Origin of the sequence: uncultured Caballeronia sp., from assembly GCF_964243625.1 — a bacterium.
Lineage (GTDB): Bacteria > Pseudomonadota > Gammaproteobacteria > Burkholderiales > Burkholderiaceae > Caballeronia.
In genome coordinates this window covers 1-12,359 of record NZ_CAXTGZ010000145.1, presented here as the reverse complement: position 1 = coordinate 12,359, position 12,359 = coordinate 1, and the positions used below count along the sequence as shown (strand labels likewise).

Here is a 12,359-nt window from a genome sequence, read left to right as displayed (position 1 = left end):
AATCGGCATGACAGACCCAACGTTGCTGTGGCCGAATTTTTGAAGGACACCATGAAAAAGATTGCCTGCGCTCTCGCGCTTCCCTTGTTTTTGCTCCAGGCCTGCGGCCAGTTTCATAATGCCGACGCCGGACAACCCGAAGTCGAAACCGCCACGAACGCATCGGTCACGAGCATCGTCCAGTGCCTGACGGACGAGGCGCAAAAGCACGATGCGAAGTTCAAGAAAACACCGATTCCGCAAGGCACGATGCTCGAATTCGGCGATTCCAATGTGATCAAGGTTCGCTTCGACAACGGCGAGACTTCGTACCGGTTTTATCCGGGCGAACGGCATGTGTCGAACTTGTGGCTCGAAGGCGCGAGCAAGAAATGCGCGCCCGGAACCAACGGTTCCTGATGAGTTCGCCTTTCAAAGCCGGACAGCTAGTCAGACGAGCCGATCGTGCGGTCCACTAAAGCCATTAACGCCGTTGAACGGCTCAAGACACGCTCGGGCAATCCTCAGTACGCCGCGATCAGCCTGAGCGGCGGCCTTTTCTATCTCGTCGACCGCGCGCTCGCCGGCGAGCAAAAACTGTCCTCACCCCTGCCGCTCGACGATTTTGTAGCGTTCGTGAACGCGCTCAAGCCGGAAAAACCACGACGCGTGAGCAAGCTCGACCTTGCGATGGACGAGCAGATCAAACGCAGCGGCAAGCCACGCGACCCAAGCACCGGGTAATCCTTACTACGCAAGCGTAGCATCACGGATACCCTTTACCGCGAAAACGTTTGCGTATTTCATCCGTAAAATTCCCGTGTTCCCCTGCGCACCCACCAGCGCGCCCAATGTGCGATTCCAGACAGTGCATGGCCGCCACACCGGGCGAGTATGCATCGACGGTCGCATCAAACCGGGGCCGCCCGACGCGCAGATAAGCGCGCAGGCGAAGGGGAAAAAAAGCCGGACGACGCACGACGGGCCTTGTCATCGAAACAGGTGGCAGCGCTCGCGGCAGTACGCCGGCAAAAACGGTGGCGCAGATGAAAAACAAACAGGGTGCAACATCTGGGGGCTTGAAAACATCGTCGCATGCGGACGCGGAACTCCAGCACATTGAACGCGCAATCGGCCAGTTGCGCGCAATGAGCCAGAAGCCGACAGGCGCGATGAATGTGGACTACTGGCGTGAACGGCTTGCTGCGGTAGGCGGTGAACACGTGCTCGTGCCGGCTCAGCGGCAACGTATCGATGCATTGCGCAAGGTTCTCGATTCGTTTTCACAGCCGCCCGGCGGTCCGGTATCCGGGGGCAAGAGATCGACCAACAGGCTTTGGGCGAAAGCGGCGTAATCACGACGCTTTCGCCATTGCGCGCAATGAGTGCGCTTTCGTTGGTCATATGTTGTTGCTTGCGAACAGCGTGCCCTGGAGGCGTGCCGCTCGCAAGCAGGCAGAAGCATCAGTCGATCTCGGGCGCAATCGCCGCGTGATTGACGATCGCCACGAGCGAGATCCCGCCGATCATATTGCCGATGAACGTCGGCAACAGGAATACGAGCAGGTAATCGCGAATGGTCGCGGCGCCCGTCATGACCGCGTACGACGTTTCCACGGACCCCGCGATCACATGCGACAGCTTGCTCACGGCGACCGTGTAGGTGATCAGCAGGATTGTCAGGAAACGGGCGGAGCGCGCGCTCGGCAGCAGCCATACCATCAGCGCGATCAGCCATCCTGCGAAGATCGCGCGGACTACGGTCACGCCGAAGCTGCCGGAGATCGGTAACTGCGCAAGCTTGCCGAGCGACCCGACGACATCGTCAGAGAACACACCGTGGATCTGCAGGATCGCGGCGAAGATGATCGTCCCGATCAGGTTGAACGACAGCACGATCGCCCATAGCCGGAACGTCTTCAACAAGGTCTTCAGATCGCGGCGCGTGAGCACGGGCAATACGGCGCTCAGGGTGCTTTCGGTGAACAATTGCTGGCGTCCGAGAATCACGATCACGAATCCGATCGTGTATCCAAACGATGCCACCAGATCGCGCCAAGGCTCATCGGGTAACGCGCTTAAAAGCGTGGCCTGCGTGAGAAACGAAAATCCTATCGATAACCCCGCCGCCAGCGCCGACCACGCCAGCGCGAAGAAGGTACGGTCCATCGAATTCTCGCCTTCCTCGCGAACGATCTCGTGGATCACGAGCGCGTGCGGGGACGAATGTTCGGCGGCCTGTTCCTTTTCGTCGCTGTCGAGATGGGGAGAGTTCGACCCTGCTTCCTGATTCTTTTGTTCTGCTTCCTGCTTTTGCGGCATCGCGCGCTCCCTGCAGCGGTCGCCGAGCCATGGCCGACGTCGCGCTGTCTTGTCTTGGCCAAGTCCGGACGAACGAGCCACCCCGACCATGGTTGGGGTTGCATCGCAGGAGCAGGAAAGATGCCTACTAAATCCTTACACCGTCTGAAATGTGGAGTGCGTCAACACCGTGATAAACAGATTCATCGCATGGGAACAAGCTTAGCGGAATCGCTTGGTTTGGCCGGCGGCGACGCGACGCTAAGATCGTGGCTCGATCCGTCACCGAATTCCCATGAGTATTTACATCGACGACGCCCAACGCCGCACCATCCATCAGCTTCGCGCTTCATGGCGCTGGCGCAGCGAATGGCCCACGTGGCTCCTGATCGTGGCCCTGTATGGCGGATGGTTCGGCACGGCGCTCAATGCACGCGCCCTTGGCGTGCCGCTCGCCGTCGGGATCCTTGCGGTGCTTTCCTGCCTATATCTTTCGTTGCAGCACGAATTGCTGCACGGCCATCCGACCCGCTTTCCGTTGCTCAACGCGTTGTTCGGCATTGCGCCGCTCGCGGTGTGGTTTCCGTTCGCGGTGTACCGCGAGTCGCATCTGTGCCATCACGACGACGTTCATCTCACAGATCCCGATCTGGATCCGGAAACCTATTTTGTATCGGCGGAACGCTGGCGCGGCGCGGGGTTCGTCGTGCGTGGCCTGCTCACGTTTCGCAACACGTTCGTTGGACGCATTGTGCTCGCGCCCTGGTTTTCGATTGCATCGACGCTCGGTTCGGCAATGGTCGCAATTGCGCGCGGCAACGCCCGGATGGCTGGCGCATGGGCGCTCCATCTCGTGATGCTCGGTCTGCTTGTCACGTGGCTCGATCGTTATTGCGGCATCAGTCCTCTCGTTTTCGTTTTCGGCGTGGGATACCCGGCGCTGGCCCTGAGCGCAATCCGCTCATTCCAGGAACACCGCGCAGCCGATAACATCAGTGAACGCACCGTCATCAACGAAGCATCGTGGTTCTGGCGGCTGCTGTTCCTGAACAACAACTTCCACTCGGTCCATCATGATCTGCCGGGCGCGCCGTGGTTCGCGTTATCGGCGATCTATCATGACGAACGCGATGCTTACTTGCAGCGAAACGGCGGCTTTATCGTGCGGGGTTATCAGGAATGGATGGTCCGGCACGGCGTAAAACCGGTGGCACCGGCGCTGCATCCGCTGCACGCCCGCGCCGATCAGATCGCGCTCGCCGAACTCGAAGCTGCCAAGGACGCAAAGTCCGGAGTCGCGCAAGCCGTATAAGGGACAACGAACCTGCATGAAATGGCTTGCGGCTTTACCGATGTACAACATCACACCAACGCTCGCCGGCGACTGGCGCGTGCTGCTGGAACACGCACGCGGTCAACTGCGGCCGTGGCTTGACGCTCGCGGCGATACGCTGGAGCTGGTCGATCCCGACACATCGCTGACCGAATTCTGGCTGCGCGACGACGTGCTCCTTACCCAGACCTGCGGTTATCCGCTGATGCACGCGCTTGACGGCCGCGTGCAGCTAGTCGCGACCCCGATTTTTTCCATCGATGGCTGCGCGAACGGGGATTATCGAAGCGTGCTGGTCGCGCGCAAGGCGGCGAGCGTGACATCGCTCGAATCCAGTCGAGGCCTGCGCGCCGCCTATAACAGCGACGACTCCAACAGCGGCATGAACCTGCTGCGCCACGCCGTTGCGCCATTCGCGAATGGCCATGCGTTCTTCTCGTCGCTGGTCGAAACTGGAGGGCATCTGGCGTCGCTCAAAGCGCTTGCCGACGATCGCGCCGACATTGCCGCCATCGACTGCGTGACCTTCGCCTTCGTGCGCGAACATCTTCCAGCACTCGCCGATGGCGTCATCGAGATTGGCGTGACGGCCTCGTCGCCGGGCTTGCCGCTGATTGCGTCGAAGAGGATTCCGGCGGATGGAATCGATGCGCTTCGAACCGCTCTTTCCCGCGCCCTCACCCAGGATGCACCGCTGGCAACGCGCCTCAAGCTCGCCGGCTTCGCGCAGCGCCTGTTGAGCGATTATTCGGCGATCATCGATCTCGAATCCGACGCCGCGAGGCGCGGCTACCCTCGCCTCGCCTGAGGGCGGTCACGGCAGACTTTCAAGACTTTCGGCACAATCGGCATTTAGCCACGCGTTTGCGGTGCGCGTTCACGGCGTGTTTTCGTCCGCCGCACGCACAGCCGCCCGCTCGAAGTCACGGAAGCCGCAATGATCCCCTTTTCAGTTCTCGACCTCTCCCCGATCCCCGTCGGATCGACCGCTGCCGACGCGTTTCAACATTCACGCGAGCTCGCCCAGCACGCCGAAAAACTCGGCTACCTGCGCTTCTGGCTGGCCGAACATCACAACATGACGGGCATCGCGAGCGCCGCGACATCGGTTGTGATCGGACACGTTGCCGCAGGCACCAGCACGATTCGCGTCGGCTCCGGCGGCGTCATGCTGCCGAACCACGCGCCGCTCGTGATCGCGGAGCAGTTCGGCACGCTCGCGTCGCTGTTCCCGGGGCGCATCGACCTGGGACTCGGCCGCGCGCCCGGCACCGACCAGACGACGGCTCGCGCGCTGCGTCGCGACCTGCACGGCAGCGCCGACAGTTTTCCCGACGATGTGGTCGAGCTGCAGCGCTATTTCGCCGAACCGGTCGAAGGCCAGCGCGTACGCGCGGTGCCGGGCGCGGGGCTGGAAGTGCCGATCTGGCTGCTGGGTTCATCCACGTTCAGCGCGCAGCTCGCCGCCGCGCTCGGGCTGCCGTTTGCATTCGCCTCGCATTTCGCGCCGGATTACCTGCTGACAGCACTGCAGGTCTACCGGTCGCAATTCCGCCCATCGAAGCAACTGGATCGTCCTTACGCAATGGTCGGCGTCAACGTCTTCGCCGCCGATACCACCGCCGAGGCGGAGTTCCTGTTCACATCGTTGCAGCAGCAGTTCATCAACCTGCGCCGCGGCACGCCGGGTCAGTTGCCCCCGCCCGTGAAGCAGATTCCGTGGAACGACGGAGAACGCGCGGGCGTCGATCATTCACTGGCATGTTCGGTAATCGGCGACCAGCGGGAAGTGGAAGCAGGACTGGCGTCGCTGATTGAACAGACGCAGCCCGACGAACTGATGGTCACCGCGCAAATCTACGATCAGGCTGCGCGGCTGCGCTCGTTCGAAATCACGGCGCAGGCACGCGCCGCATTGTCATCGTAAAGCATCACTTCGGGCTGCGTTCTTTCAGGATGGAACGCGGCGCAGCGAACCCGCGTTCAATACTGGACGGGTATCGTTTTGACAAGCAATAATAAGGTCAGTGACCTCACGACCCGGCGCGCAATGCCCGTTTTTAGTGCCTGACGCGTTGACGAAGGGTCTCGACAACAAGCTGTCGGATTATTGGAAGGGAGAGAGAGAATGGCCAGAAGTCCCGCCACAGGATCCATGACCTTGCTGACGGAGCGTGATGAGGCAACCGGTCAGGAAGTGCGTACGTTGCGTCTCGAGCCGGCTGCGGATGGCAAGGCTGTTCTACTGATTGAAGTCGACGAACGGAAGGCAGGCATTCATCGTGAAGTGCGTTATGAAATCACGCCGGCGGAACTGATTGCTGCAATTCGCGCGCATGGCGCGGAACTGCCAGGCGAGCAACATAATCGCTAAAATGATTTAGGCATACAATAGCGGCATTCGGCGCTATCATTTCCTCGTGGCGCCCGCGGGTGTCGGGACAAATTGTTAAATGCGCGGCTGGGTCGAAGGTGTTTCTGAAACAAGACCAGCCGCCAGTCGTGCACCGATCTGGTCGTGAGCTTTCAGCCGCTGAATCGGCAACTCATCGCTTTGCACCGATCTCAACCACAGTAACCAGTTTGTAGAACCGCATTCGCAGCAACCCATTATTGGTTGTTGCGAGTAAGGCGGCGATTTGCGGTATTACACTAATTGACGCGTGCCATTCAGCGCGCCACGATTTTAGTCAACCCACTTATTCCTCGAGCCGCCCCGGTCCGCGCGGGCAGATGGCTCGCCTTCAAGAAAGTAAAAGCTGAATCAGGACAGCCGTGGACGAAAGAAAGCGAGACAGCATCATTGCCTATTTGCGCAGCCGAATGGCTGAGTTTGGCATTTCCGAAACAGCACTGGCCGAAGCATTGGCCGAAGCGCAGGCTTCTGTTACTCCTCCCCCATTGACGAAGAGTTCGAGCGCCACAAAGCGCGCGCTACCTTCCATGCCTCAAATGCCTGAGAACGCCAACGGCGCTACGCCGGTATTCAGGAATGCAAGCGGCGACACGTGGGACGGAGAAGGTGAAATGCCAGAGTGGCTCAAACGCGCCGTGCATGCCGGGCAAGATATAGAGTTCTACAGGGTTTGAAGTCGCTGGCTCAGTCGCTGACTCAGTCGCTGGATTAGTCGCTTCGGGACTGCGAGCTTCAGGCGTGTCAGGCTGCAACCTGCAGACTGACCAGGGACGGCGTTGCCTTGTCCCGGGTGGAACCATCTACCTTCATTACACCGTCTGAAACGCCCCGAAGGGCGTTTGCAGCGGCTATTGCCAAACGCTCTAGAAGTTGAAGTTATCGATATTCGATGAATCGAACGTCGTTGGCGGTCCGAGTACGACCTCACCGCTCTTGCCTACCGTGCGCTTGCCGAGCTTGCCCGCTTCGAAGCTGTCGCCTTCCTTCCCGGTGATCGTGCCCGACGCGAGGTTGGCTGCCGCGTACGCCGCGAGATAACCGAGTTGACCCGGGTCCCACAACTGGAACGCCGTGACGGTGCCGTTCTTCACGAACGCGCGCATCTGGTTCGGTGTGCCGAGGCCCGTGACCATCACTTTGCCTTTGGCCGGCGACGTCGAGATATAACGCGCCGCTGCCGCGATACCCACAGTGGTCGGCGAAATGATGCCCTTAAGGTTCGGATATGCCTGCAGCAAGCCCTGCGTTTCGACGAACGATTTCTGGTCGTCGTCATTGCCGTAGGCGATCTTCACGAGCTTCAGCTTCGCGTACTCAGGCTTCTTCAACTCCTCCTGCATGTACTTGATCCAGGTGTTCTGGTTGGTCGCGTTCGGCGTGGCCGAGAGAATCGCGAACTCGCCCTCGCCGCCTACCAGTTTCGACAATAGCTGGATCTGTCCACGGCCGATCGCTTCCGAGTTCGCCTGGTTCACGAAGATCTGGCGGCCGTCGGGCGCGGTATCGGAGTCGAACGTCACGACCTTGATGCCTTGCGCCATCGCTTTTTTCAGGTACGGAACGACTGCGTTCGCATCGTTGGCGGCCACCACGATCGCGTTCTGGCGTTGCGTGATCAGCGTGTTGATGTATTGCACCTGCGACGACGCGCCCGCATCCGATGGTCCGACCACCTTGCCCTGCCCGCCCATCTCCTTGATGGCGGCAAGGCCGCCTTCATCGGCGATCACCTCATACGGGTTGTTGATCTGCTTCGGCAAGAAGGCGATCTTCAGGTCCTTCTTCAGATCAGCGGCGGCCGCACTGATCGGCACTGTGGCCGCCGCGGAGATCGCGATCAGTGCGGCGCATAGCACCGGACCGCGAAGTGAGTGAAAGGGTTTGAACATGCTTGTGTCTCCTGATGTCGCGCGCTGCTCCGTTTTTTTGGAGTCTTCACGCTGGTTTTAAAAAGCCAACTTTCATCAAAGCGTCTGCGTCATCAGGCGCTTTTCGCGCATGACACGCCAACGTGCAACAAGATTCGGGATCAACACCGACGACAGCAACAGGCCGCCGGTCACAATGGTCAGCGTTTCGCTGGAGACGTCGGACAAAGTCAGCGCATTGCGCAGCACACCAATGATCAGCAACGACAACAGCACGCCGATCATCGATCCTCTTCCGCCGAAAATACTCACGCCGCCGAACAGCACGGCCGCGATCACGGACAACTCGAAGCCTTCGCCGTTGTCGCCGCGCGCGCTCGTGAAACGCAGCGTGTAGACAATCCCGGCGAGCGCGCTCATCGCGCCAGAGAGCATGAACAGCTTGATCTTGCTACGGGCTACATCGATGCCGGAGAATTGCGCCGCAACCGGGTTTGCGCCTATCGCGTAGAGGCCGCGGCCGAAAGGCGTGGCCTGCAAAAGCACGGTAAAAACGATCGCTCCGATGATCACGAGCACGAAAGGCATCGGCAGGAAAGCGGCAATGGTGTCGATGCCGAACGACGTGTAAGAGGCAGGGAAATCGGCCACAGCCTGATCGCCGAGCAGCACGTACGCAAGCCCGCGAAAGAGCGCCAGCGTGCCGATGGTGACCGCAAGCGAAGGCAGGTTGAAGCGCACGATCACGAGGCCGTTGAAGAGCCCGGCGAGCGTCCCGGCAACCATTACGATGGCAATCACGAGCGGCATCGGCAGGCCCATGTGCCAGAGCACGCCCATCAGTGCGCTCGATGCGCCGAGCACCGACGCCACCGACAAATCGATCTCGGCCGCAACAATGATCAGCGTCATCGGCAAGGCGATCAGCGCGATCTCGGTGAAGTCGGCGAGCATGTTGGAGAGATTGGCGCTCGATAAAAACTCGGGCGACAACACGCGGCCCAGGACCAGCGCGAGCACGAGGACCGCAACGAGCATGGTCTCCCACGAGAGATGGCGCCGCTTGGTCAGCGCGAGTGCGGAATCGGGTTTAGCCATGATCGCGTTTCCTCATCATGCGCCGTGCGACGGAACGCGCCAGCATTGTGTCGAGCGCGATCGCAGCAACGATCAGCGCGCCTTGAATTGCTTGTTGCCAGAACGGCGACACGCGTAGCACCACGAGCGCGATATTGATCACGCCCAGCACGAGCGCGCCGAGGGTCGCGCCCATGATCGTGCCCACGCCGCCCGTGATCGCGACGCTGCCGACGACCGCCGCAGCCACGACCTGCAACTCGATGCCTTTCGCCGTGCTGGCATCGACGGTGCCGAAACGGGCGAGCCACAAAACCCCTGCCAGACCCGCAATCGCGCCCGACAACAGGAAGCCGATCATCACGCGGCGCTCGACCTGGATGCCCGCGAGACGCGCGGCCTCGGGGTTGGAGCCGATCGCGTAATGCTCGCGGCCACCGCGATATTGCTTGAGGTAGATGCCGATCACGACCAGCACCACCACTGCGATCAGCACGAGATTCGGAATGCCCAGCAGCGTGCCCGTGGCGATGCGCGAGAAGGCATCGGGCAGGCTCGTTGCGTTGATCTGGCCGCCGTGGACCCACGCGTAATCGGCACCCCGTACGATGTACAACGTGGACAGCGTCGCGACCAGAGACGGCACGCGCCCAAACGTCACGAGCGTGCCGTTCACCGCGCCGATCAGGAAGCCGATCGCGATCCCTGCAAGCATCGCGAGGATGATGGGCATATGCGGGAACATCACATAAAGCGCGCCGACGGAATATGCGCTCACGCCAACCACCGACGCCACCGACAAATCGATGTGCCGCATCAGCATCACGACCGTCATGCCGGCGGTCAGCAAGCCGATGATCGATACGTTGAGCAATACGTCGCGCAGGTTCTGCAGATTGAGGAACTCAGGTTTGACTGCTGCGGTGGCCGCTATCAACGCAATCAGCACAACAAACAGCGTCGCCTCGCGGCTGCGAACGAGTTCCGCGAGCACGTTGCGGCGCTTCGGTTTGGGTGCGTGCACGGCCGGCATCGCGGGAGAATGTCGGGTCATCATGCGGCCTTCCCTAGCGTCGATGGCGAAGCGCCGAGCGCCGCGCTCATCACGCGTTCTTCGTTGGCATCGGCGCGTGGAATGTCGGCGCTGATCCGGCCTTCGTGCATCACCAGGATGCGGTCGGCCATGCCGAGGACTTCCGGCAACTCGCTGGAAATCATCAGGACCGCCATGCCTTCACGGACCAGATCGGCAAGGGTCTTATAGACTTCGGCTTTTGCACCGACGTCGATACCGCGCGTCGGTTCATCGATGATCAGCACTTTAGGGCCTGTGGCAAGCCACTTTCCGAGCACGACCTTTTGTTGATTGCCGCCCGAGAGCGTGCCGACGGGCGCATCCAGATCGCTCGCCTTCAGACGCAGGCGCTTGCCCCAATCGGAGGCGAGATTGGTCTCGCTACGCGCCGAGATCAGCCCGTGCTTGACGAGCCGGCCAAGTACAGTGAGCGACGCATTGCGCGCAATGCTCAGCTCCAGCGCCAGGCCTTGCGCGCGTCGGTCTTCAGGAACAAGCGCAAGTCCTGCGCGAACCGCGGCTTGCGGACGGCCGAGTTGCAGCGCCTTGCCCGCGATCTTTACTTCACCCGCATCCACCGGATCGATACCGAAGATTGCCCGCGCGACTTCGCTGCGCCCCGCGCCGACCAGTCCCGCTAAAGCGACGATCTCGCCCGCGTGGACATCGAAGGAAATATTCTTGAAAACACCGTCGCGCGTGAGGCCTCGCACCGAAAGACGCACCTCGCCCGGCGGTACATCGGCTTTAGGATAGAACGTATCGAGATCGCGTCCAACCATCTTGCTCACGATGGAATCGATGGTCATGTCGGTGGTCATCGAGTCGAAAACCTTCATGCCGTCGCGCATGATGGTCAGGCGCTGCGTCAGCGCAAAGACTTCATCGAGCCGATGCGTGATGAACAAGATGGCGGCATCGCGTTCACGCAATGCACGCACGATTGCAAACAGGCGCTCGACTTCCGTCAACGACAACGCCGCGGTGGGTTCGTCCATGATGAGCACGTTTGCATTGAGCGACAGCGCCTTGGCGATCTCGACCACTTGCTGGTCAGCGATCGACAAACCGCGCACCAGACGTTCAGCACGCAGATTGACGCCCAGCGATTGCAGCAGTGCATCGACTTCGCGATTCATCTCGTCGTAACGAATCCGTCCAATGCGATCGCGCGGTTGACGCCCCATGTAGATGTTTTCGGCGATCGAAAGGTCCGCGAACAGCGTGGGTTCCTGGTAGATCACGGCAAGGCCTGCGTCGCGTGCTTCAGCGGGATTCGCGAACGTGCGCGCCACGCCGTCGACGAGCAATTCGCCCGAGTCCGGCTGATAAACGCCCGCAAGCAACTTGACCAGCGTCGACTTGCCCGCGCCGTTTTCGCCAAGCAGCGCGTGCACTTCTCCTGGCCATAACGCGAGGCTGCCGTCGCCGAGCGCGCGCACGCGCCCGAACGACTTGCTCGCGTGCCTCAACTCCAGCCGAGGCGTTTGATTCGTGCTCATGCCTGTCTCCTTCAGATGCGATAGATTCGCTCTGCGTTGCTTTTGAAGAGCGCATCTTTTTCTGTATCGCTGAAATGCTTCACGATAGACGCATACGCCTTCCACAGTCCTTCATACGTGGCGAACAACCGGTCCACCGGAAAGTTCGATGCGAACATCGACCGGTCGCAACCGAATGTATCGATGGTTTCGAGCACGTAGGGACGAAAGCTTTCGACGGTCCATTCGTGATCGAACATTGCAAGGCCGCTGACTTTTACCGCTACATTCGGGCGTGCTGCCAACGCTTTCATGCCGTCACGCCATTCGGCCTTGCCTTCGGCGGAATCACGATCCACGCACATGCCCGCATGGTTCACGATGAACTGCGTATCGGGATGCTCTTGCGCCAGCTGAGCCGCTTCATGCATCTGCGACGGGTAGAGCTGCAGATCGAAGGACAGCGAATACTGCTTCAACAGCGCGAAATTCCTGCGCCATTGCGCATCACGCATGAAGTGCCGGCTTACGTAGTTGTAGAGCGGGTTCGAATGCACGTTCAATATCTGGCGAATGCCGCGCGTGTTCTTGAACGCCGCATGCGCCTCGAGAATTTCATGCGCGTTTTCCGCCGACAGATCCGCGCCCGCCACGATTGCATTGGGCATGCCGTGGCCTTCGTTATCGGCGACTTGCTGCAGCCAGCGCGTCTCTTCAACGGGGTCGTCCGGATCGTGATTCGCGTCCACATGCACGGTCTTCAGCACCTGCACCGAGCCCGTCTCGCTCAAATAATCCTTGATCAGATAGTCATGCTTCAGGTCGCGTG

Annotated in this window: 14 protein-coding genes; 8 read left to right on the top strand and 6 right to left on the bottom strand. The window is 60.5% G+C overall.

Annotated elements, in window-relative coordinates:
- The first annotated feature begins 51 nt into the window (after nt 1–51).
- From ACFFAR_RS12425 to ACFFAR_RS12415, 3 genes are all read left to right on the top strand, one after another.
- Nucleotides 52–399, top strand: coding sequence for a hypothetical protein (locus ACFFAR_RS12425; protein WP_062003713.1), 348 nt, complete (start codon nt 52–54; stop codon nt 397–399).
- 45 nt (nt 400–444) lie between these two features.
- Nucleotides 445–723 carry a hypothetical protein gene (locus ACFFAR_RS12420; protein WP_062171304.1) on the top strand — a complete coding sequence of 93 codons (279 nt, stop codon included), beginning with the start codon at nt 445–447 and terminating at the stop codon, nt 721–723.
- A 302-nt stretch (nt 724–1,025) separates the two neighbouring features.
- Entirely contained in the window at nt 1,026–1,334 is a 309-nt protein-coding gene (locus ACFFAR_RS12415; protein ID WP_062003190.1) for a hypothetical protein, read from the top strand.
- A 109-nt stretch (nt 1,335–1,443) separates the two neighbouring features.
- Here ACFFAR_RS12415 and ACFFAR_RS12410 read toward each other — a convergent pair whose 3' ends face one another.
- Complete coding sequence (locus ACFFAR_RS12410; RefSeq protein WP_062003191.1) at nt 1,444–2,301, bottom strand: formate/nitrite transporter family protein; 858 nt, start codon at nt 2,299–2,301, stop codon at nt 1,444–1,446.
- 274 nt (nt 2,302–2,575) lie between these two features.
- Between ACFFAR_RS12410 and ACFFAR_RS12405 the strand changes: the two genes are divergently transcribed.
- The 5 genes from ACFFAR_RS12405 to ACFFAR_RS12385 all read left to right on the top strand — a co-directional run bounded on the left by ACFFAR_RS12405 (nt 2,576) and on the right by ACFFAR_RS12385 (nt 6,703).
- A complete protein-coding gene (locus ACFFAR_RS12405) occupies nt 2,576–3,592 on the top strand; it encodes a fatty acid desaturase (RefSeq protein WP_375507942.1) in 1,017 nt (338 codons plus the stop codon).
- 16 nt (nt 3,593–3,608) lie between these two features.
- On the top strand, nt 3,609–4,421 hold the full coding sequence (locus tag ACFFAR_RS12400; protein ID WP_174363275.1) for a PhnD/SsuA/transferrin family substrate-binding protein: 813 nt from the start codon (nt 3,609–3,611) through the stop codon (nt 4,419–4,421).
- Between the two features lie 129 nt (nt 4,422–4,550).
- Nucleotides 4,551–5,540 carry an LLM class flavin-dependent oxidoreductase gene (locus ACFFAR_RS12395; RefSeq protein ID WP_062003193.1) on the top strand — a complete coding sequence of 330 codons (990 nt, stop codon included), beginning with the start codon at nt 4,551–4,553 and terminating at the stop codon, nt 5,538–5,540.
- Nucleotides 5,541–5,741: 201 nt separating this feature from the next.
- Nucleotides 5,742–5,987, top strand: a complete 246-nt coding sequence (locus ACFFAR_RS12390) for a hypothetical protein (RefSeq protein ID WP_062003194.1) — start codon at nt 5,742–5,744, stop codon at nt 5,985–5,987.
- A gap of 401 nt (nt 5,988–6,388) precedes the next feature.
- Nucleotides 6,389–6,703 carry an H-NS family nucleoid-associated regulatory protein gene (locus tag ACFFAR_RS12385; RefSeq protein WP_056364829.1) on the top strand — a complete coding sequence of 105 codons (315 nt, stop codon included), beginning with the start codon at nt 6,389–6,391 and terminating at the stop codon, nt 6,701–6,703.
- 189 nt (nt 6,704–6,892) lie between these two features.
- On the opposite strand, the gene rhaS is transcribed toward ACFFAR_RS12385, so the two are convergent.
- The 5 genes from rhaS to ACFFAR_RS12360 form a co-directional block, all read right to left on the bottom strand.
- Nucleotides 6,893–7,918 (bottom strand): rhamnose ABC transporter substrate-binding protein, encoded by a 1,026-nt coding sequence (gene rhaS, locus ACFFAR_RS12380; RefSeq protein WP_062003195.1) that lies wholly within the window; start codon nt 7,916–7,918, stop codon nt 6,893–6,895.
- Nucleotides 7,919–7,993: 75 nt separating this feature from the next.
- On the bottom strand, nt 7,994–8,995 hold the full coding sequence (locus ACFFAR_RS12375) for an ABC transporter permease (protein ID WP_174363274.1): 1,002 nt from the start codon (nt 8,993–8,995) through the stop codon (nt 7,994–7,996).
- Nucleotides 8,988–10,028 (bottom strand): ABC transporter permease, encoded by a 1,041-nt coding sequence (locus ACFFAR_RS12370; protein WP_062003714.1) that lies wholly within the window; start codon nt 10,026–10,028, stop codon nt 8,988–8,990. The genes ACFFAR_RS12375 and ACFFAR_RS12370 overlap by 8 nt, the downstream gene beginning before the upstream one ends.
- Entirely contained in the window at nt 10,028–11,551 is a 1,524-nt protein-coding gene (locus ACFFAR_RS12365) for an ATP-binding cassette domain-containing protein (RefSeq protein ID WP_174365196.1), read from the bottom strand. Before ACFFAR_RS12365 ends, ACFFAR_RS12370 begins: the two co-directional genes overlap by 1 nt.
- A gap of 11 nt (nt 11,552–11,562) precedes the next feature.
- Nucleotides 11,563–12,359: amidohydrolase family protein (locus ACFFAR_RS12360; RefSeq protein WP_174365197.1), on the bottom strand; the 797-nt coding region annotated here is incomplete at its 5' end.